The 20,900-nt window shown below is 72.9% G+C and carries 16 protein-coding genes; 4 read left to right on the top strand and 12 right to left on the bottom strand.

Translation table 11 applies throughout. The features are described from left to right. Nucleotides 1-64: 64 nt before the first annotated feature. Nucleotides 65-850, top strand: a complete 786-nt coding sequence (locus NFX31_RS12225) for a helix-turn-helix transcriptional regulator (RefSeq protein ID WP_045249257.1) — start codon at nt 65-67, stop codon at nt 848-850. 49 nt (nt 851-899) lie between these two features. Here NFX31_RS12225 and NFX31_RS12220 read toward each other — a convergent pair whose 3' ends face one another. From NFX31_RS12220 to NFX31_RS12185, 8 genes are all read right to left on the bottom strand, one after another. Beyond that, complete coding sequence (locus tag NFX31_RS12220; protein WP_262955847.1) at nt 900-2,372, bottom strand: glycosyltransferase family 39 protein; 1,473 nt, start codon at nt 2,370-2,372, stop codon at nt 900-902. A 237-nt stretch (nt 2,373-2,609) separates the two neighbouring features. Further along, nucleotides 2,610-3,368, bottom strand: coding sequence for an IclR family transcriptional regulator (locus NFX31_RS12215; protein ID WP_262957210.1), 759 nt, complete (start codon nt 3,366-3,368; stop codon nt 2,610-2,612). Between the two features lie 134 nt (nt 3,369-3,502). Next, nucleotides 3,503-5,017 carry a PucR family transcriptional regulator gene (locus NFX31_RS12210; RefSeq protein ID WP_262955846.1) on the bottom strand — a complete coding sequence of 505 codons (1,515 nt, stop codon included), beginning with the start codon at nt 5,015-5,017 and terminating at the stop codon, nt 3,503-3,505. After that, on the bottom strand, nt 5,014-6,048 hold the full coding sequence (locus NFX31_RS12205; RefSeq protein WP_248700349.1) for an S-methyl thiohydantoin desulfurase domain-containing protein: 1,035 nt from the start codon (nt 6,046-6,048) through the stop codon (nt 5,014-5,016). The genes NFX31_RS12210 and NFX31_RS12205 overlap by 4 nt, the downstream gene beginning before the upstream one ends. 53 nt (nt 6,049-6,101) lie before the next feature. Continuing rightward, on the bottom strand, nt 6,102-7,196 hold the full coding sequence (locus tag NFX31_RS12200; RefSeq protein ID WP_045249260.1) for a DUF917 domain-containing protein: 1,095 nt from the start codon (nt 7,194-7,196) through the stop codon (nt 6,102-6,104). Then, on the bottom strand, nt 7,193-8,320 hold the full coding sequence (locus NFX31_RS12195) for a DUF917 domain-containing protein (RefSeq protein WP_262955845.1): 1,128 nt from the start codon (nt 8,318-8,320) through the stop codon (nt 7,193-7,195). The genes NFX31_RS12200 and NFX31_RS12195 overlap by 4 nt, the downstream gene beginning before the upstream one ends. A gap of 1 nt (nt 8,321) precedes the next feature. Continuing rightward, nucleotides 8,322-9,869 (bottom strand): hydantoinase/oxoprolinase N-terminal domain-containing protein, encoded by a 1,548-nt coding sequence (locus NFX31_RS12190; protein WP_045249262.1) that lies wholly within the window; start codon nt 9,867-9,869, stop codon nt 8,322-8,324. Between the two features lie 83 nt (nt 9,870-9,952). Continuing rightward, nucleotides 9,953-11,287: a purine-cytosine permease family protein gene (locus tag NFX31_RS12185; RefSeq protein ID WP_262955844.1), complete on the bottom strand. Its 1,335-nt coding sequence runs from the start codon at nt 11,285-11,287 to the stop codon at nt 9,953-9,955. 242 nt (nt 11,288-11,529) lie between these two features. Here NFX31_RS12185 and hutH point away from each other — a divergent pair, with 242 nt between their 5' ends. From hutH to hutI, 3 genes are all read left to right on the top strand, one after another. Continuing rightward, nucleotides 11,530-13,071: a histidine ammonia-lyase gene (gene hutH, locus NFX31_RS12180; protein ID WP_045249264.1), complete on the top strand. Its 1,542-nt coding sequence runs from the start codon at nt 11,530-11,532 to the stop codon at nt 13,069-13,071. Further along, nucleotides 13,064-14,740 (top strand): urocanate hydratase, encoded by a 1,677-nt coding sequence (gene hutU / locus NFX31_RS12175; protein ID WP_045249265.1) that lies wholly within the window; start codon nt 13,064-13,066, stop codon nt 14,738-14,740. Before hutH ends, hutU begins: the two co-directional genes overlap by 8 nt. A 100-nt stretch (nt 14,741-14,840) precedes the next feature. Next, nucleotides 14,841-16,073, top strand: coding sequence for an imidazolonepropionase (gene hutI, locus NFX31_RS12170; RefSeq protein WP_045249266.1), 1,233 nt, complete (start codon nt 14,841-14,843; stop codon nt 16,071-16,073). A 150-nt stretch (nt 16,074-16,223) separates the two neighbouring features. Here hutI and NFX31_RS12165 read toward each other — a convergent pair whose 3' ends face one another. From NFX31_RS12165 to NFX31_RS12150, 4 genes are all read right to left on the bottom strand, one after another. Next, nucleotides 16,224-18,086, bottom strand: a complete 1,863-nt coding sequence (locus NFX31_RS12165) for a glycogen debranching N-terminal domain-containing protein (protein ID WP_262955843.1) — start codon at nt 18,084-18,086, stop codon at nt 16,224-16,226. Between the two features lie 66 nt (nt 18,087-18,152). Next, nucleotides 18,153-18,887, bottom strand: a complete 735-nt coding sequence (locus tag NFX31_RS12160; protein ID WP_262955842.1) for a Type 1 glutamine amidotransferase-like domain-containing protein — start codon at nt 18,885-18,887, stop codon at nt 18,153-18,155. Beyond that, complete coding sequence (locus NFX31_RS12155) at nt 18,884-19,759, bottom strand: carbohydrate ABC transporter permease (RefSeq protein WP_045251261.1); 876 nt, start codon at nt 19,757-19,759, stop codon at nt 18,884-18,886. Before NFX31_RS12155 ends, NFX31_RS12160 begins: the two co-directional genes overlap by 4 nt. Further along, nucleotides 19,756-20,898, bottom strand: a complete 1,143-nt coding sequence (locus NFX31_RS12150; RefSeq protein ID WP_091479190.1) for a carbohydrate ABC transporter permease — start codon at nt 20,896-20,898, stop codon at nt 19,756-19,758. The genes NFX31_RS12155 and NFX31_RS12150 overlap by 4 nt, the downstream gene beginning before the upstream one ends. Between the last annotated feature and the right edge of the window lie 2 nt (nt 20,899-20,900).

Raw genomic sequence — 20,900 nt, 5'->3', positions numbered from 1 at the left:
GTGCTGTTCTGCCGAGCCCGGCGGCGAGGAGGGTTTGTACTAGTACTCGGAGTACTGTTTTCCCATGATCCGGCCGCGCACACCCCGCCGCGAGCAGCTGGGGGAGTTCCTCGCCTCCCGGCGCCGCGCCGCGAGCCGCTCCGCGCTGGGCCTGCCCCAGGCCGCGCGGCGCGGCGACATCGGTCTCAGCCGCGAGGAGGTCGCCGCCCTCGCCGGGGTCAGCGCCAGCTGGTTCACCTGGCTCGAGCAGGGGCGGGACATCGGCGTCTCGCGGCAGGTGCTGGGCGCGGTCGCGCGCGTGCTGCAGCTGAGCCCGGCCGAGACCGACTACGTGGTGCGGCTCGCCGGCCCGGACGAGGACTCCGCCGCCGAGGAGCAGGAGCGGATCCCGGATCATCTGCAGCGGCTGGTCGACGCACTCGCGTTCCCGGCGTTCGTCGTGGCGAGCGACTGGGCGATCCTCGGGTGGAACGCCCCCTATGCGCGACTGTACGCGCCGATCGGCACCGTGGATCCGGCCGATCGCAACCTGCTCTGGCTCATCTACACCGACCCCCGCCTGCGCCGCATGCTGCCGGACTGGGACCAGGAGAGCCGGCGCTTCCTCGCCGAGTTCCGGGCCGAATCCGGCGTGCGGATCGGATCCGACCGGCATCGTGCCCTGATCGCCCGGCTGCTCTCGGCGAGCGAGGACTTCCGCGTCCAGTGGGCGGAGCACGCGGTCGAGCGCTTCACGTCGCGCCGCCGCGTCTTCCAGCACCCCGACGACGGACGCCTGGAGTTCGAGCACCACAGCGTGGTCCCCTCGGACGCCCCCGGGCTGAGCGTCGTGATGTACGTGCCGCTCTGAGCGCGGCCGGATGCGCGACCGCGGCGTCCGCGTGGCATGCACAGGAGCGTCAGCGGGTCATGCGCAGGATCGTCGTGACGTTGACGCGATGCTCCGACCGGATCCGGTAGCCGAGCGTCTCGAGATGCCGCACGTCCGGCGACGCGGCGGCGGCCGGACCTCGCTCCACGACCCAGGCGGCCCCGCCGAGATCGGCGGCCGTGAGCGCGGTGTTCGAGCGGGTCCGGTCCCACAGCCCGGCGCGTCCCCGGTACGCGGAGATCAGGGCCGGATCGCGCAGGCCCGCGACGGCGGAGGGATAGACCGCGGCGATCAGCCGAGGCGCCTCGGAGTCCTTCGGGCGGGCGTCGTAGACGACGGCATCGCCCGGCTGGGCGCGGGCGCTCAGGTAGGCCGCCGCCTCGCGCCAGTCGCTGCCGTCCTTCGCGTAGGGCGTGCGCTGCACCACCAGGTTCGGCACGAACGCCGCGAGCAGCACCGCGAGCAGCGCGGTGCTGACGAGTGGCGCCCGCACCGGGGCCCGCGCCGCAGCCCACGCGGCGGTCGCGTGCACGCCGAGCGCGACGAGCAGTGCGGCGGCGGGGGTGCAGAACGACAGGTAGCGCACCGTGTACATCGGCGCGATCGTCACGCTCGCGAGCAGGATCGCCGCGGTCGGCAGCAGCAGCCACAGCCCGGTGAGCAGCGCCAGCCGGGCGCGGTCCGGGGAAAGCCGCCTGGCGCGCCAGGCGGCCACCGCGCCGATCGCGATGAGGGCCCCGCACGGCCACGCCGTCACCGGATCGAACCACTGCAGCGCGAGCACGTTCTGCAGGGTGACGTAGTCGCGGTGGGCGAGGAAGCCGATCTGATTCCTCTCGGCCGCGGCGAGCAGCGCGATCGGCGCCGCCAGCACGGCTGCGCCGGCGGCCCAGCCGGCCCAGATCCGCATCCGCGCGCGGTGCGCAAGCAGCACGAACACCCCGTGGACCACGAGCAGCAGCGCCAGGTAGAGGAAGACGTAGACCGCGGCGGCCGCTCCGACCGCGTACGCCGCCCACAGCCACGGCGTGCGCCGCCGCTCCAGCAGGGCCAGCAGCAGCACGGTCAGCCAGACCGCGATCGCCGTGCCGATCGCGTACGAGCGGGCCTCGGCCGCCATCACGGCCGTGCGCGGCAGCAGGGCGGCGACGAGACCGGCGGTCAGGGCGAGCCGCGGCCCGCCGAGCCGCCCGGCGAGAACCGCGGTGCCGGCGGCGAGCAGCCCCGCCGCGATCGCGCTGGGCAGCCGCACGGAGAACTCGCTCGCCCCGAACAGGCCGATCCACAGATGCAGGAACGCGTAGTACGCGCCGTGCACCCCGTCCACGACCTGGAGCATCCGCCACAGCTCCGGCCAGGTGCGCGAGGCCGACATGACGCTCGCCGCCTCATCGCCCCAGAACGACGGGATCCAGGATCCGGCGATGCCGGCGGCGAGGCCCACGACTCCGGCGATGAGGGCGGCCCGGCGCCGTCGCGCCCGATCGGTGGAGGTCCGCACACGCCGATCCTGCCGCCGTCGGCTGTGCGCGGGCCGTGTGGGCGCGGGGTGCGCGGTGCGGGGGCGTGCGGCGCGCTCGGCTCGGCACGGCTCGGCTCGCGTTTCCCTCCCCAGGCTGTCTTTCCCTCCCCTGGCAGACGCGCACACGGGGAGGGAAAGGCGACCGGGGGAGGGAAACGCGGCTCGGAAGCGCGCACACGGGTGCACGGCAGGGCTCCGCTCGAGCGCGGGCCGGGCTCAGGCCCGCGGGCGGGTGCCGTACCCGAGCCGGCGCTGCAGCTGGCGCGCGGTCTCGGTGACGGCTTCCACGATCATCGTCTCGTCGACCGGAGCGTCCTCCGCCCAGGTCACGGCGACCGCCGCCACGGGCCAGTCGACGTGGTCGCGCACGGCGATGCCGACCGAGCGGAAGCCGGTCGTGACCTCGCCGTCCTCTCGGGCGACGCCCTGCCGCCGCACCTCGCGCAGCAGCTCGTTGAGCTCGCGCGGCCGGGCGGGCCCGCCTCCCGTGCGCTGCGCGAACGCCGCGGCGTCGGGATACAGCGCGCGCACCTGCTCGCGGGGGAGCGCGGCGAGCATCGCCCTGCCGGTCGCGGTGAGGTGGGCCGGAAGCCGCACGCCCACGTCGGTGATCAGTGCGGGCCGGCGCAGCGCGCGCTCCTCGACGATGTAGAGCACGTCGCGCCCGGTCATCACGGCGAGGTGCGCGCTCTCCCCGAGACGGTCGGCGAGGGCGGCCAGCAGCGGCCGGCCGAGGCGCGCGAGCGGCTCCTGCCGCGAGTACCCTCCGGCCAGCTCGAACGCGCTCGTGCCGAGACCCCAGCGGCGCTCCTGCGGGAGGTGCACCACGAAGCCGTGCGCCTCGAGCGTGGCGAGCAGGTGGTACACGGTCGAACGGGGGATCTCGAGCTCCCGCGCGAGCGCCGAGGCCGCGACGGGCCCGGCGCGGCGGGCGAGGAAGCGCAGGATCCGCAGCGTGTGGTCGGCGGCGGGCACCTGCGGCCGGTCGTCGCCCGCGCCCGGACGCGCGACGAGACGGGAGTCGGCGTCGCGGTCGGGGCTCACGCACCCAGGATCCCACGCCTCGGACGGCGACGGGAGCTGTCGTCTGCGGTCGCGCCCGTGCCGGCTCAGCGGTCGCGCACCGCGCGACAGGCCAGGTGCACGGCCAGGCGCGTCTCGGGGTCGGAGAGATCGAGCCCGAGCAGCTCCTGCACCCGGCGGATCCGGAGCGCGACCGTGTTGCGATGCAGGTTCAGTGCCTGCGCGGTCGCCACGAGGCTCGACTCGTGATCGAGGTAGGCGGAGAGCGTGGGCCGCAGATCCGGACCCGCGTCGTCCAGGGGCGCGAGCAAGGAAGCCGCGGCCGGCACGAACGTGTCGTTGCCGGTCCAGGCCAGCAGCAGCTGCTCGAGTCCCAGGCTGTCGACCCGCACGAACCAGCCCGTGGCCGACCGGGAGGCCGCGATGCGCGCCGCGTCCGCCGCCTCGTCGAGCGTCGTGGCGAGCCCCTGCGGGCCGCGCTGCAGCGACCCCACCCCGGTGGCGACGGCGAACGACCGGGCGACCTCCCCGTGCAGCGCACGCAGGCCCTGCACGTGGCCCTCGATCGCCGCCGGCGCAGGAGTCGCGGAGAAGGCCAGCCAGCCGCTCACGCCGCGCCCCGCCGTGGTGACGTGCGCCTCGGCCCCGATCCCTGCGAGCCCGGCGCGCACGGCCCTCAGCAGCCGCAGCGGATCGAGCCGGCCCCGCCCGATCATCCGGAAGCCGAGATGGTGCCCTGCGGTGCGCCAGCCGCGCTCGGCCATGCGGCGTTCGACGTCGTCGTCGGCGAGTCCTCGCGCGTCCACGAAGTCGCGCAGCAGCGCGGAGGACGCGGACACGTCGTTGACCTCCGCGACCTCGTCGATGAGGATCCGCGCGGCGATCGCCGGCATCGCCACCTCCGCCGCGACGGACAGCGACGCGAGCTGGCTCTCGCCCAGACCCTCGCCGAACACCACCAGGCGCAGCCCGGGCCGGCTCGGACTGTCCACGCGCACGGAGGCGGCCGCCTGCCCGTCGGTGCGCGCGAAGTCGACCCAGGGACGGAAGTCGATCGCCGGCAGGAGCCCCGGATCCAGTTCCCCTCCGGCCTGGTGCAGGATCTCGGTCTCGTCCACCAGGGCGAGCGCGTAGCCCAGGTTCGCCGAGACCTGACGCAGCAGATCGGGCAGGTCCCGCGCGGTGTACTCGAAGGACTGTGCGACCTTGCGCACGTGCGCGAGCGTCAGCGCGTCCTGCGCCTGCAGGAGCATCCAGCAGGCCCGGGCGAGCGGGATCGGCTTCTCCACGTCCAGCACGCAGATGCCCAGCCGCTCCGCGAGGCGCTGCGCTCCCGGGTCGAAGCCGGCGGCTCCCGGCATCGCCACGCCGCGGTAGCCGCGCTCGTGGATGCGCCGCAGCAGCGCGTCCTGCTGCCAGGGCGTCGTCGGAGCCGCCGACATCAGCACCGCCAGCGTCGCCACGGTGCGGGGGAGCAGATCGCTCTCGGACGACTCCACGACGACGTCGTCCCAGGTGGCCGACGCCGGTCCGGCGATGCGGCGCAGGCCCCCGGTGTCCGGGTGCGCCTGAAGCCCCGCGAGGGAGAGCCGAGCGCTCATGCGGCGTCCAGCTCGCGCAGGCCGTACGTGGAGGGCAGCACCCGGCGCAGGCGCTCCGGCCGCTGCAGCCACCAGTCCGGCGCGGGCAGCGATAACACGGCGACGCGCCGTCCCGGCGTGAGATCGGTGACCTGGAGGATCTCGCGCGACACCGTGTCCAGCACGACGATGATCGCCGGCGCGGAGGCGAGCAGCGCGCCGTCCCGCAGCACCGCCAGCGTCTCCGATCGGGTGACGACCCGGTCGACCGAGCCGTCCGGGCCCGTGATCTCGACGGTCTGGACGTGCGGATCCGAGGCGTACGGGGCGATCCGGTCGATCCTTCCCTCCGTGAGCAGACGCGCTCCCAGCGCCGCGGCCAGGGTGGGCATCGGCGCGGCCAGGGCGCCGACGAAGGCGCGGCCGAGCTCGAGCGCGCGACGCTGATGCCCCGGGATCGCGTGTTCGCGCAGGTCTCCGACCGTGAAGCCGGCGAGCACCGCGGCACCCGTCCCTCCCGCCTGGATGATGGCCGAGCGGATGATCCGTTCGGCGTCGACGGCCCGGTCCGTCTCCACGAGCGCGACACCGCCGGCGCCGCTGTCGCACGTGAAGACCAGCCCCGGCACGCCGTCGACGAACAGCGACATCTGGTCGAGCTCCGGCACGGCGCGGCCCGTGCAGTCCGCGTCCACGATGGTGCGCTCGCCGGCGAACAGCAGCGGGACGAGGCTGTTCATCCCGCCGCCCTCGATCGAGCACACCGCCGGGATCCGATGTCCCAGCCAGCGCTCCGCCGCGGCCACGAGCGGGGCGAACGGGGCGAGGCCCGGCATGCGCTCCCCGAGCAGGATCGTCGATCCCACGAAGGCCGCCCCGAAGCAGGGCGTCGCAGGATCCAGATCCTCCACGGACTCCAGCCGGCGCTCGCCGCGACCGTCGCCGGCCAGCATGAGCTCGACCATCGTCGTCGCGCCCCCGCCGCCCGAGCCGAGCAGCGCGCACCCGCGCGCGAGCGCCGTCACGTCCTCGGGTCGCATTCGCCACGCCATCGTCCCAGCGTAGGAGGTCGGGGCGCCGTCGGGCCGACGGTGACGGCGCGCGCTCAGGATGCGGGGCGCTCGACGGGCAGGAACGCCTCGTCGAGACCGAAGGCGGCCGGCCCGAACGCCTCCAGCGCGGCGGGGGTGCGCATCATCTCCGGCGTGGAGATGCCGAGCACCCGCACGCGCTGGCCGTAGCGCAGGCCCTCGGTCGTGATGGGCTCCGCGGTCTCGTGGTCGACGACGCAGATCAGATCCGGCACGATCGCGACCAGCGCGCCGTCTCGGTGCGCGGTGAGGTTCTCGTTCTGGAACCGGATCTCGAACGTCCCGTCCCCGTCGAGCGGCGCGATCACCGCGCGGCCCTTCGCGAAGCCCTCGGTCGTGCGCCGCTCGACGTCGACGACCTTGCCCGTGCACAGCTCGCGGACGTGCGGGTACAGGGTCGTGGAGAGCACGTCGGCGATCGCGGCGAACGGGGAGCGGTGCTGCTCGCGCGCCTCGCGGATCGCCCGGCCGAGGGCGAGCGCCATCGAGATCGTGCGCGGCACCGCGGTGCGCCGCACGTCGGCGCCCGTCATCGCGTACTCCGCGATGTGCCCGACCCCGCCGAGGCGGATCGTCACGGCCCGGGCCAGCCACTCCATCTGCCGGTCGTCGTCGCCCGTGTCGATGAGCACGGTCTCGCCGCGCTCTCCGGCGAGGGCGAGCGGCGAGCCGTGCACGCCGTACACCGCGAAGGTCTCCATCGACAGCTCAGGGAACGCCCGGCCCATGCCGTCGGCGTCCACGACCGGCAGCCCCGTCTCCGCGGCGACGACGAGCGGGATCATCGAGTTGATGCCGCCGCACTCGATCGGCATGGTCGCATCCGCCATGCGGCCCAGGTGCGCCTCCAGGGCGCGCAGCGCCTGGGTGGGCTCGGTCCCGGCCGGGATCTTCTCGACCATCACGGTCGGCGCGCCCATCTGCGCCGTCGGGATCACGAACAGATCGTCCGCGAGCTCGTCCGGATCCAGGATGGTGATCGACCCCTCGCCGAGCACGCGCTCGACGAGCTTGCTGCCGATGTACGGGTCGCCGCCGCCTCCTGTGCCCAGCAGCGTGGCGCCGCGGGCGAGGTCGGGGAGGTCGGCCGCGGTGAGGATCCAGCTCACTTCGCCTCCTCTGCGGCCGCGATGCCCGACACCGTTCCCGTCGACACCGCCCCCGTCGACACCGTCCCGTCGAAGCGGTGCGCGGGAAGGTCGTAGCCGAAGTAGCCGGGCCCCACCATCGCGAGCGCCTCGGGGGAGTGCCAGCGCTCGTCGGCCGGCGCAGCCAGCACGCGCACGCGCTGGCCGTAGCGCAGCCCCTCGGTGGTGACGGGCTCCCCGGTCTCGCCCTCGACGACCATGATCAGGTCGGGGGTCGTGGCGAGGATCCGCCCGTCGGCCTCCGCGACGAGATGCTCGTTCTGGAACTGCAGTGTGAGGACGGTTCCGCCCTCGCCCTCGATCCGGGCGCGACCGCGCGCGAAGCCCGTGGTGGTCGCGCGCTGCACGTCCACCACCTTGCCGTCGAACAGCTCACGGCCGTCGAGCAGCGCCACGGCGGCCGTGACGGGATCCGTCTTGCCCTCGCGGGCGTCGGCGATCGCGCGGCCGACCGTGATGCACCGCGACAGCGACCCGCCGACGAGGCCGGCGCGCGCCTGCGCACCGGTCATCGAGAAGCCCGCGATCATCGTGGAGCAGCCCATCTCGACCGTGGCCACGCGGGCGATCCGCTCGGTCCAGCTGTTGTCGATCGTCTGCAGCACGGCGACGTTGCCCTTCTCGTCGCTCAGGGCGAGCGGGGAGGCGGTCACGCCGATGAGGGTCGGCAGCACCATCTGCAGCTCGGGGAAGGCGCGCCCCATGCCGTCCGCGTCGATGAGCGGCAGGCCCAGTGCGGCCGCCGCGGCCACGGGGATCGTGGAGTTGACCCCGCCGACCTCCGCGCACGCGATGTGCGTCACGGGGCGTCCCAGGTGCGCGCCGAGGGCGCGCACGGGCTCGACGACCTCGTCCAGGCTCGGGAGCTTCTCGACCATGACGGTGGGCGCTCCCATCATGGCGACGAACAGCACGTGCGCGTCGTCGGGCAGCTCGGAGAGGTCGAGCACCGCGACGGGGCCGTCCGCGAGCGCCTGCCGGGCGAGCAGGGATCCGATGTACGGGTCGCCGCCGCCGCCGGTGCCGAACAGCGCGGCGCCGCGGGCGAGGTCCTCGACCTGCGCCGTGTCGATCTGCCAGCCCATCTCAGGCCCCCATGTCCAGGTCGCCGACCGCCTTCGCGCGGATGCGCGTCGCATTGCCGGGCAGATAGGGGATCGGCACCTCGTCGAAGTCGATGATCGACACCGTGGAGGGCCGGGCGCCCGCGGCGATGGCCTTGTCGACGGCCTCGGCGCGGATGGCCGCGATGGTCTCGTCGCGCTCGCCGGGGGCGATCGCATAGACCTTGTCGATCTCGCCGCCGACCTGGGCGATCGAGGCGCCGATCGCGTTGGCGACGGCGTAGTTCTCCGGGCGGTGCACCGTGCCGAACAGCGGGAGCTCGTCCGGCAGCAGGATGGATCCGCCGCCCACGGCGACGACCGCGATCGGATCGGGTGACGTGCGCATGCGGTCAACGGCCTCCGAGACGCGCTCCGCGATGCGGTCGAGCACGCGCGCGACGAAGGCGGGATCCAGGTGCGCGACCTTCGACGGGTCGCCGACCTCGGCGCGCCCTGCGGCGACGGCGATGTCGGTCGCGGTCAGCGTGGATCCGCCGAACACGAGGGCCTCGGTGGTGAGCCGGTAGCCCACCGACGCGGGCCCCACCTCGGCGGTCTCGGGATCCACGATGCTGCCGCCGCCGATGCCGAGGGAGAGCACGTCGGGCATCCGGAAGTTCGTGCGGATCCCGGCCACCTTCACCTCGTTCGCGGTCTCGCGCGGGAACCCGTTGACCAGCAGGCCGATGTCGGCGGTCGTCCCGCCCACGTCGATCACGGCGCAGTCCTGCAGTCCGCTCGTCGCGGCCGCCCCGCGCATGGAGTTGGTCGGGCCGGAGGCGAAGGTCGCCACGGGGTAGCGGCGCACGTAGTCCTCGTCCATGAGGGTTCCGTCGTTCTGGCTGAGGAAGATCGGGGCCTCGATGCCGTGCGCGCGCACCGCGGCGGTGAGGCCGTCGACGATCTCGGACGCGAGCTCGCGCAGGGCGGCGTTGATGATGGTGGCGTTCTCGCGCTCGAGGATCCCGATCCGCCCGATCTCGTGCGAGAGCGAGATCGCGACCTCGGGGCCGAGCACGTCGCCGACGATCTCGGCCGCACGCACCTCGAGGTCGTGGTTCACGGGGCTGAACACGGAGGAGATCGCGACCGAGCGGATCCCGTGCGCCTTCATGTCCTCCGCCGCGGCGCGCAGCTCGTCGGGGTCGAGGGGCGAGATGGGGCGGCCGTCGAACTCGTACCCGCCGTGGGCGAGGTAGCTGCGCGCCTGGGCCGCCTCGACGAGCACCTCGGGCCAGTCGACGAGCGGGGGCAGCGCGCGGGTCGCGGGGAGGCCGAGGCGCAGCGCCGCGGTCGGGGCGAGCCGGCTCGCCTGCACGAGCGCGTTGATGAAGTGCGTGGTGCCGATCATCACGGCGTCGACGTCGGACCCCTCGAACGGGTGCCGGGCGCGCAGATCCTCGATCGCCTGCACGATCCCGCTGGTCACGTCCGCGGTGGTGGAGTGCTTGACCCCGGCCAGGGTGCGGGTGCCGTCCATGAGGACGGCGTCGGTGTTGGTGCCGCCGACGTCGATGCCGATGTGCATGGTTCTCGCTTTCTCGGAGGGACTGGAGGATGGTCCCGTCGCGGGGCGTCGGAAGGCGCCGCACCCCGCGACGGAGTCGGTGGTCAGGCCGCCGCGGTCTCCGCGGGGTCGGCCTGGCGGGTGGGGACGCTGCCCACACCGCGGACGAGGCCGAGCTTGCCCGCCGCGATGTAGAGCGCCATCGAGAGGAACAGGCTGATGAGCGAGGGGATGCCCCACGTCACGAAGTAGCCGACGAGCGCGGAGATCAGCCAGATCACGATCGTGGCGGGCACGATCCGCGGCGCGGCGGCCGGAAGCACGCCCGCCTCGCGACTCTCGTCGAGCTCTCCGCGCCAGCAGCGGACCACGAAGTACTCGGCGACCATGATGCCCGCGATCGGCGGGAACGCGACGCTCAGCACGATGAGGAACTCGGTGAACTGCCCCAGGATCCCCGCGGCGGCGAGCACGGAGCCGACGATGCCGAGGACGATCGTGGTGGTGACGCGGTGCAGGTTCTTCCCGAACGTCGTGGAGATGAAGTTCACCAGTCCCAGCGTCGAGGAGTACAGGTTCCAGTCGTTGATCTTCAGCGTGCCGGTGATGACGATGATGAGGCCGATGAGTCCCACCGAGCTGGTCACGATCGCGACGATGTCGCCCGACTTGGCGGCGTGCGCGAGGAGCACGCCGGCCAGGCCGATCACGAACTCGCCGAGCGTGACGCCCACCACGGTCTGCTTCACGACGTCGGCGCGCGAGCGGTTGAAGCGGGTCATGTCGCCGGTGATGATGGCGCCCACGATGAGGCCGCCGGCGACGATCCCCGTGCCCGCCCAGACGCTGATGTGCGGGCCGGGAGCGGGGCTGGACAGCAGCGCGCCCAGGTCGTGGCGGCTGAGCTCGGAGACCACCGACCAGCCCACGAGCACGAGGAACAGCGGCACGGTGATGTTCGCGAGCCACTGCATGCCGAGGAAGCCGAAGGCGACGATCGCCGTGACGGCCAGGCCGAACAGCAGGCTCCACGTCCAGGTCGGCAGGACGCCGGGCATGAGCGCGTCGAGCGACTGCGCCGAGATGGCGGACTGGATCCCGAACCAGCCGATGAGGCTGATGCCGATCGCGAGGCCGACCAGCGAGGCGCCGATCTCGCCGAAGCCGGTCCAGCGGGCGAGCAGGGCGGTATTCAGGCCCTCGCGCTGGCCGATGAAGCCGACGATGCACATGATCACCTCGAGGATCAAGGATCCGAGGAGGAAGGCGAGCGCCGCCTCGCCGAACGTCATGCCGTAGCCGAGTGTCGCGCCGAGCAGGAACTGGGAGAGCGCCGAGACCTGGCCGAAGCGCTGCACGGCGATGCCGAACCAGGGCTTTCGCGCTTCGGGGGTCACGCGGGAGAGGGCGAAGTCGTCATGCGTGGCGATGGGGGCCATGGTCGTTTCCTTCGGGCGGGGAATGGTTGCGCCCACGCTAGTTCCGTGCCTGACGGCACACCATGTGCGATCTGCACGAATATCGCCGGTCTCTGGACGCATCGCACAATCAGAGGCGACGGCGATGTCGGGGTGTGCGCGGTCCTCGCCTTCTCTGCGCGGTATGCCGAATGTCTGGGATCGCAGACAGGCGATGCCAGATCGCCCTCGGCCGGACGGGGGAGAAGGTGTGGAATCGTCTCATGCCCCACACTTCCCCCGTCGTCATCGGTGCGGCGCCCCTGCGCCCTGAGGACGTCGTCGCCGTCGCCCGTCACCACGCCCCCGTCGCCATCGACGCCGGAGCGCTCGACCGCGTCGCCGCCGCCCGCGCAGTCATCGACGGCATGGCCGCCGACCCGAACCCGCACTACGGCGTCTCGACCGGCTTCGGCGCCCTGGCCACCACGTTCATCGCCCCCGAGCGCCGCCGTCAGCTGCAGCAGAGCCTCATCCGCTCGCACGCCGCCGGCACCGGCGCCGAGGTCGAGACCGAGGTCGTCCGCGCGCTCCAGCTGCTGCGCCTGCAGACTCTCGCCTCGGGCCACACGGGCGTGCGCCCGCAGGTCGTGCAGACCTACGCCGCGATGCTCAACGCGGGCATCACCCCGATCGTCCGCGAGTACGGCTCGCTCGGCTGCTCGGGCGATCTGGCTCCGCTGGCCCACGTCGCGCTCGCGAGCATGGGCGAGGGTGACGTCCGCGACGCGTCGGGCGAGAAGGTGCCCGCCGCCGACGCGCTCGCCGCGGCCGGGATCGAGCCGCTGCAGCTCGTGGAGAAGGAGGGCCTCGCCCTCATCAACGGCACCGACGGCATGCTCGGCATGCTCGTGCTCGCGCTGCACGACCTCGAGGATCTGCTGATCACGGCCGACATGTCGGCGGCGATGTCGATCGAGTCCCAGCTCGGCACCGACGCGGTGTTCGCGGCCGACCTGATGGCGCTGCGTCCGCAGATCGGCCAGGCCGTCTCCGCGGCGCACCTGCGCGCCTTCCTCGGATCCTCGCCGATGGTCGCCAGCCACAAGGGCCCGGACGACGGGCGCGTGCAGGACGCGTACTCGCTGCGCTGCTCGCCGCAGGTGCACGGCGCCGCGCGCGACACGGCGTCGTACGCGACCACCATCGCCGAGCGCGAGCTCGCGAGCGTCGTCGACAACCCGGTGGTGACGAGCGACGGACGGATCGAGTCCAACGGCAACTTCCACGGCGCGCCGGTCGCGGCCGTGCTCGACTTCCTCGCGATCTCGGTCGCCGACGTCGCCTCCGTCGCCGAGCGCCGCACCGACCGCGCCCTGGACCCGGCCCGCAGCCACGGTCTGCCGCCGTTCCTGGCGGACGAGGTCGGCGTGGACTCCGGGCTCATGATCGCCCAGTACGCCGCCGCCGGCATCGTCTCCGAGCTCAAGCGGCTCGCGGTGCCCGCCTCGGTCGACTCGATCCCGTCCTCGGCGATGCAGGAGGACCACGTGTCGATGGGCTGGGCCGCCGCCCGCAAGCTCCGCCGCGCGATCGACGGCCTCGGCCGCGTCCTCGCGATCGAGATCCTCACCGGCGCCCGCGCGCTCGACCTGCGCGCGCCGCTCGAGGCGGGCCCCGCCACCGGCGCCGTCCGCGACCTCGTCCGCACCGTGGCCGGCGGCCCCGGCCCCGACCGATTCCTCTCTCCCGACATGGAGGCCGTGACCGCGCTCGTGCAGTCCGGCCGGATCGCTGCGATTGCGAAGGAGCACGCGAATGACTGACACCACCCCGACCCTGTCGGACCCGACCCGCCACATCCGCGCGATCCGCGGCAATGAGCGCACGGCGAAGAGCTGGGGCGCCGAGGCCGCCAAGCGGATGCTCATGAACAACCTCGACCCCGAGGTCGCCGAGCACCCCGAGGACCTCGTGGTCTACGGCGGCACCGGCCGCGCCGCGCGCAGCTGGGAGGCGTACGACGCGATCGTGCGCACCCTCGACGAGCTCGAGCCCGATGAGACCCTGCTCGTGCAGTCCGGCAAGCCGGTCGGCGTGTTCCGCACACACGAGTGGGCGCCCCGCGTGCTCATCGCCAACTCCAACCTCGTGGGCGACTGGGCGACCTGGCCCGAGTTCCGCAAGCTCGAGGCCGAGGGCCTGATGATGTACGGCCAGATGACGGCCGGATCCTGGATCTACATCGGATCCCAGGGCATCCTGCAGGGCACGTACGAGACGTTCGCCGCGGTGGCCCGCTCGCTCGGCAGGGACTCGCTCAAGGGCACCCTCTCGCTCACCGGCGGCGCCGGCGGGATGGGCGGCGCGCAGCCGCTCGCCGTCACCCTGAACGAAGGCGCCTGCCTCATCGTCGACGTCGACGAGTCGCGGCTCGCCCGCCGCGTCGACCACGGCTACCTCGACGTCTACTACACCGACCTCGATGAGGCCGTCGCCCGGGCCGTCGCCGCGAAGGAGGCCGGGGAGGCCCTCTCCGTCGGCATCGTCGGCAACGCAGCCGAGGTCTTCCCCGAGCTGTTCCGCCGAGGCGTGCCGATCGACGTCGTGACCGACCAGACCAGCGCGCACGACCCGCTCGCGTACCTGCCCCTCGGCATCACCGTCGAGGACTGGAAGGCCGAGGCCGAGCGCGACCCCGAAGAGTTCACCCGCCGGTCGCGCGAGTCGATGGCCGCCCACGTGGCCGCGATGGTGGCGTTCCAGGATGCCGGCGCCGCGGTGTTCGACTACGGCAACTCGATCCGCGCGGAGGCGGTGCTCGGCGGCTTCGACCGCGCGTTCGAGTTCCCCGGCTTCGTGCCGGCGTACATCCGTCCCCAGTTCGAGGAGGGCCGCGGCCCGTTCCGCTGGGCCGCGCTGTCGGGCGACCCCGAGGACATCTACAAGACCGACCGCGCCATCGCGGAGCTCTTCCCGGAGGACGCGGCTCTGCACCGCTGGCTGGAGAAGGCCGGCGAGAAGGTGCACTTCGAGGGTCTGCCCGCCCGCATCTGCTGGCTGGGCTACAAGGAGCGCCACCTGGCGGGCCTGAAGTTCAATGAGATGGTCGCGTCCGGCGAGCTGTCGGCTCCGATCGTCATCGGCCGCGACCACCTCGACTCGGGCTCCGTGGCCTCGCCGTATCGCGAGACCGAGGCCATGAAGGACGGCTCCGACGCGATCGCCGACTGGCCGCTCCTCAACGCCCTGCTGAACACGGCGTCGGGCGCCTCCTGGGTGTCGCTGCACCACGGCGGCGGCGTCGGCATCGGCCGGTCCATCCATGCCGGTCAGGTGACGGTCGCCGACGGCTCCGCCCTCGCCGCCGAGAAGCTCGAGCGCGTGCTCACGAACGACCCGGGCACCGGCGTCATGCGGCATGTCGACGCCGGGTACGACCACGCGAAGGACATCGCGCGCGAGCGCGGGCTCAAGGTCCCGATGGGGCTCTGAGCGGAGCTCGGACACAGACGCGTCCCGCTCTGCGCACCTCGTCGGGGGATGGGGGAGCGCAGGGCGGGACACGACCATTTCTCTGGGAAGGCGGCGGGACATGCGGATCCTGATCACGAACATCGGCGAGCTGACGACGAACGTCCCGGTCGGCGAAGACCCCTGCGGCACTCTGCACGACGCGGCCGTCCTGATCGAGGACGGCCGCGTCTCCTGGGTCGGCCCGGCCGCCGACGCCCCCGTCGCTCCGTCTATTTCTGCCGAACCGTGGGGTTCGGCCCCCGCAGGCATCAGTTCGGCAGAAATAGACGGAGGGGTGGAGGTGGTGGACGCCGGGGGGCGGGCCGTGATCCCCGGCTTCGTGGACAGCCACAGCCACCTCGTGTTCGGCGGGGACCGCGCCGCCGAGTTCGAGGCCCGCATGCAGGGGCAGAAGTATGCCGCGGGCGGCATCCGATCGACCGTGGCCGCCACGCGCGCCGCATCCGACGACGAGCTGCGGATCCGCCTGCGCGGCTTCCTGGACGAGATGCTCGCGCAGGGCACCACGGCCGTCGAGATCAAGAGCGGCTACGGCCTCGACGTGAAGACCGAGGAGCGTCTCGTCCGTCTCGCCGCCGAGGTCACCCCCGAGGTCACGTTCCTCGGCGCCCACGTCGTGCCTGCCGAGTACGCCGACCGCGGCGACGACTACGTCGACCTCGTCACCGGGGAGATGCTCGACGCCTGCGCCCCGCACGCCAAGTGGATCGACGTGTTCTGCGAGACCGGGGCCTTCAGCGTCCCGCAGTCCCGCCGTGTGCTCGAAGCAGGCATCGCCCGCGGACTCCAGCCGCGCGTGCACGCGAGTCAGCTCGGCCCCGGCGAGGGGGTGCGGCTGGCGGTCGACCTCGGCGCCGCCTCGGTCGACCACGGCACCTACCTCACCGACGAGGACGTCGCGGCGCTCGCCGGATCCAGCACCGTGCTCACGCTCCTGCCCGGCGTGGAGTTCTCGACCCGCCAGCCCTATCCCGACGCCCGCCGCCTCATCGACGCCGGCGTGACCGTGGCGATCGCGTGCGACACGAATCCCGGATCGAGCTTCACCTCGTCGATGCCGTTCTGCATCGCGGTGGCTGTGCGCGACATGCGGATGACGGTCGCGGAGGCGATCCACGCCGCCACCGCCGGAGGGGCCGCGGCCCTGCGCCGGGACGACATCGGCCGGATCGCGCCCGGCATGCGCGCGGATCTCGTGCTGCTGAAGGCCGCGAGCCGGGTGCACCTGGCGTACCGCCCCGGCGTGCCGCTCGTCGCCGCCGTCTGGAAGGACGGCGTGCGCGCGGTCTGACGCCCGGGGCCAGGCCCGGCCCCGGCACGCGCGACGCCACGATCTGCACGCATCGCGACGATCCGCACACCGATCCGGTCGGACCGTGTGCGGATCGTCGCATCGTGTGCGGAACGTTGCGGCTCAGGAACCCCGCGCGCCGGATGGGACTCAGCCCAGCGCGTCCGCGCAGACCACGGCCGCCGCGGCGGACCACGCCTGCGGGCGGCACGACGCCGGATACGGCACCGGGGCGACGCCGAGCGCGCGGGCGTCTCCCGCGTGCAGCTCGGGCATCCGGTAGTCGAAGCCCTCGGCGGCGTCGACGAGCTGCTGCGCGATGTCGGCGGCCTCGGCCCGCAGCCCGGCGCGCAGCATCCCGTGCACCGCGATGGCGGTGTCGTGCGCCCAGACGCTGCCGCCGTGGTAGCTCAGCGGCCAGAATCCTGCCGCGCCCGACGACATCGTGCGGATCCCGAACCCGCTCGACATCGAGTCGCCGAGCAGCAGCGCCGCGCAGGCGCGCTCCTCGTCGGGGTCGAGGATCCCGGTGCCGATCAGGTGGCCGATGTTGCTCGTGAGCGTGTCGACCGCCGCGCCGTGCGCGTCCAGCGCGATCGCGGGGTAGCGGCCCTCGGACGTCGACACCCAGTAGGCGGCGCGGAAGCGGGCGCGCAGATCCGCCGCCCAGGCGCGCAGCGCCTCGCCGCCGTCTTCGCCGAGCGCGTCGAGCAGGTCGGCGCCGCGCACCGCGGCCTCGTACGCGTAGGCCTGCACCTCGCTGAGGGCGATGGGTCCCTCGGCGAGGCGTCCGTCGCGCCACTGGATCGAGTCGCCCGAGTCCTTCCAGCCCTGGTTCGCGAGTCCGTGCCCGGTCTCGTCGACGTAGTCGATGAACCCGGATCCGCTCGCGTCGCCGTGGTCGATCATCCAGCTCAGCGCCGCCCGCAGGTTCGGGAGCAGTGCGCGCACCTCGTCCTCAGGCATGCCCGCGTCCCGGGCGTCGGCGAGCAGGCACACCCACAGCGGCGTCGCGTCGACCGTGCCGTAGTAGAGCGGGGGGAGATGCACGCCTTCGCTGGGCAGGGAGAGCGCGCCGCTTCGCAGCTCGTGCGGGATCTTCCCCGGGGCCTCGGCCGTGGCCGGATCCTTCCGGGTTCCCTGCAGGCGGGCGAGCACGCGCAGCGTGGAGGCGGCGATCGCGGGGTCCTGGCGGAGCGCGAGCCGCGCGGCCCAGATCGAGTCGCGCCCGAAGAGGGTGAAGAACCACGGTGCGCCGGCGGCGTAGAACGCGTCGTCCGGATGCGCGGGCAGGGCGAGGCGCAGGGCGGACAGGTCACCCGCGGCGCGGTGCAGCCAGCGGCGCAGGCGCGGATCCCGGGTCTCCGGGACCGCCGGGTACGCGGGCGCTCCCGGCGAGGCCACCACGAGCGTCGGATCCTCGAGCGCCAGGTCGATGCGGAAGCCCGCCGTCGAGCGGGGCGGCAGGACCGTGCCCCAGCGGATCACCAGGGCCGCCTCCTCGACGGTGATCGTCGCCTCGGGCGCGCTCACGGCGAACGACGCCGCACCCGAGGAGGCGCGATCGCCGTCCCACCCCCAGGCCCCGGCGTCGGCCAGTCCCGCCTTGACGCGCTGGAGCGGCTCGAAGTCCGGCATGAGCCGCACGGTCACGGCGATCGGCAGCGGCACCTCGCGGTGCGACGAGATCCGGATCTCCTCCGAGAGCCCGCCGGAACGCACGGTGCGGGTGCGGTCGATGCGCACCTTGGGATCGGGCTGGTCGTCGTCGACGCCGCGCAGCACGCCCGTGAACACGGCGCGCTGCGGCGAGGGCGACGAGGAGGCGATCGCCTCGATGGCGGTGCCGTCGACGGCGACCGTCAGCGCCCGCACATGACGGACGTCGCCGTGGTAGATGCCGTGGATGGGGGCGGATCCCATGTCTCCGGTTTCGTCCGACCACACCTGGGTCGGCGCCTGGAGCGCGATGACGGCGTCGTTCAGGAGGGGCTGCAGCGGGGTGTCGGTCATGGGGCTCCTTCGTGAGGGGCGGGCGTGTGCGGGGAGTCGGTGCGCAAGCGGTCGGCGCGGGGGAGGTCAGGGGTGGGCGGAGGCGGTCAGGTCGCGGGCCGGCAGGCGCTCCTCCGAACCGTCGGCGGACAGGGCCCACGCGGACGCGCCGGCGCGCTCGGCGACGACCTCGACGAGACGGTCGCCGCGGTACAGCAGTCCCACGCCCTCCTCGACGCCGTGTCCAGGCGGGATCCGGCCCGACCTGATCGCCTCCCGGAACGCCGGAGCGCGAGCCGGCTGGGAGTCGTGGTGCGGGCTGAAGGATCCGGGGAGCAGGCCCAGGCCGTCGGCGACGACCTGCGCCTCCGGCCCGAACGACGTCGTCGTGCCGCCGCTGTGCCAGCACAGCCCTCCGGCGGATCCTCCGGCGAGCACGACGCCCGCCTCCCAGGCCTGCCGCAGGAGCGTGTCGAGGCCGTGGGCGCGCCATAGCGCGAGCAGGTTCACGACGCTGCCGCCGCTCACCCAGATCACGTCGCGGCTGAGCACGTGCTCGGCGAGGCGCTCGTGATTCGGGTGGGGGAAGAGGCGGATGTGGCTCCCCTCGGCTCCGGCGGCGCGGGCCGCCTCGAGCTCGGCGCCCTCGACGACGCGGGGATCGCCGCCCGCGGTGTTCACGTGCGCGACCCGCGGCGCCCGGCCGGCCACTCCGGCGAGCTCGATCGCGAGGTGCAGGAGCGGGCCGTACGCGGCGTCGCGCCAGCCTCCGTCCACCATTCCTCCGCAGGTGGCGAGGATCGTGGGGGAGTCGGCGGTCATTCCTTCACCGCCCCGTCGCTGGAGTTCATGATGCGCTTCTGGAACACGAAGAACATCACCGCCACCGGGATCGTCATGATGATGGCGGCCGCGAGCTTGAGCGGATACTGCCGGCCCTGGCTGAGCTGTCCGTTGGCGAGCTGCGCGACGCCCTTGGTGAGGGTCGTGAGCTCGGGGGACTGCGTCGACACGATGAAGTGGGCCAGCTCGTTCCACGAGCCCTGGAACGAGAGGATCACGATCGTGATCAGCGCGGGCCGGGCCATGGGCAGCACCACCGACCAGAACACGCGGAACGTGCCGGCGCCGTCGATCCGCGCCTGCTCCTCGACCGACACCGGGATCGACTCGAAGAAGTTCTTCATGATGAACACGCCTGCGGCGTCCACGAGCAGCGGCAGGATCATGCCCGCGTAGGAGTCGTACATGCCCAGGGTGTTGATCACCAGGAACTTCGGGATCAGCAGCACGACCGTCGGCACGCTCATGACGGCGACGAGCCCGGCGAACACCAGGTTCCGGCCGCGGAAGCGCAGGCGTGCGAGCGCGTAGCCGGCGAGCGAGTTGAAGAACACGCGGCCCGCGGTCACGACGATCGTCACGATCACCGAGTTCGTGAACCAGGTGGGGAAGTCGCTGCGCAGGAACAGCTGGGTGTAGGCCTCGGTCGTGAAGGTCTGCGGCACCAGGCCGAGCGGGTTCGACGCCGCGTCGGGATCCGTCTTGAAGCTCGTGGCCACCTGGATCAGGAACGGGTAGATGTACACGAGCGCGAGGGCGATCAGCAGCGCGTACAGCACCGAGGTCGAGGCGATCCGTGCAGTGCCCCACCGCCGGCGGCGGCGGGGGACGAGGGCGGTCGCGGCGCTCATCGGGGAGCTCCTTCGGTCGTGGGCGTGCGGTCGTCCTTGACCGAGGCCGCGCGGGCGGCGGCGCGTTCGGCCGCTTCCGCATACGGCCGGTTGCGCCGTCGGGACACGGGCCGATCACGCAGCGCCCAGCGCTGCACGAGGGTGAAGACGATGATGATCACGAACAGGATGAACGCGATCGCGGCGCCCTGACCCCACTCCTGGTTGAGGAACGACGACTGATACGACTGGTACGCGGGCGTGATCGTCGTCTTCGCCGGCTGACCGCGCGTGCCGGTGTAGATCTGGTCGAAGATCTGCCAGCAGCCGATGAGCCCGAGCGTGAGGACGGTGAACAGCGTCGGGCGCAGCTGCGGGAGCGTCACCCGCCAGAACCGCTGCCAGCCGTTCGCGCCGTCCATCATGGCGGCCTCCTGCACCTCTCCGGAGATGTTCTGCAGGGCGGCGAGGAACAGCAGCATGAACGTCCCGCTCGTGGTGAAGATCGCCATGATGATGTAGACGCACATCGCGACGCTGGGGCCGCCGATCCAGTCCCAATAGGAGACGCCGAGGAAGCTGTTCTCCGTCAGGGCCGCGGGCCCGGACGTGGCGCCGAAGTGCAGGATCCCGGACGGGTCGTTGAGCCAGTTCGGGCCGTTGATCCCGAGCCATCCGAGCGCGGCGTTGACGGCTCCGGTCGTGGAGAACAGGAACAGGAACAGGACGGTGATGGCGACGGAGCTCGTCACCGAGGGGAAGTAGAACGCGGTGCGGAAGAAGCCGCGGCCCTTGAGGATCTGCCGATTCACCAGCACGGCGAGGAAGAGGCTCAGGGCGGTCTGGCACGGCACCACGAGCAGGACGTACCAGGCGTTGTTCTTCAGGCTCATGCCGAAGTCGGCCTCGGCGAGGCCGCCGCCGAGCAGGAGGGCGGCGTAGTTCTTCAGGCCCACGAACGAGACGCCGCCCGAGAAGGGCGAGCCGCGCCCGCCCCAGTCGCTGACGCTCACCCAGAGCGCCATGAGCACGGGCACGACCAGGAACAGGCCGAGCAGGATCAGCATCGGGGCGGTGAACAACCACCCCGATGCGGTCTCACCGCGCCGCAGTCCCGGGTGGGACGCGGGCCGGTGAGACCGCACGGTGGAGGAGGCCATGA

Origin of the sequence: Microbacterium azadirachtae (assembly GCF_025583665.1) — a bacterium.
Lineage (GTDB): Bacteria > Actinomycetota > Actinomycetes > Actinomycetales > Microbacteriaceae > Microbacterium > Microbacterium azadirachtae.
The sequence above is the reverse complement of the archived record's forward strand: the minus strand, read 5'-3'. Positions and strand labels throughout refer to the sequence as shown.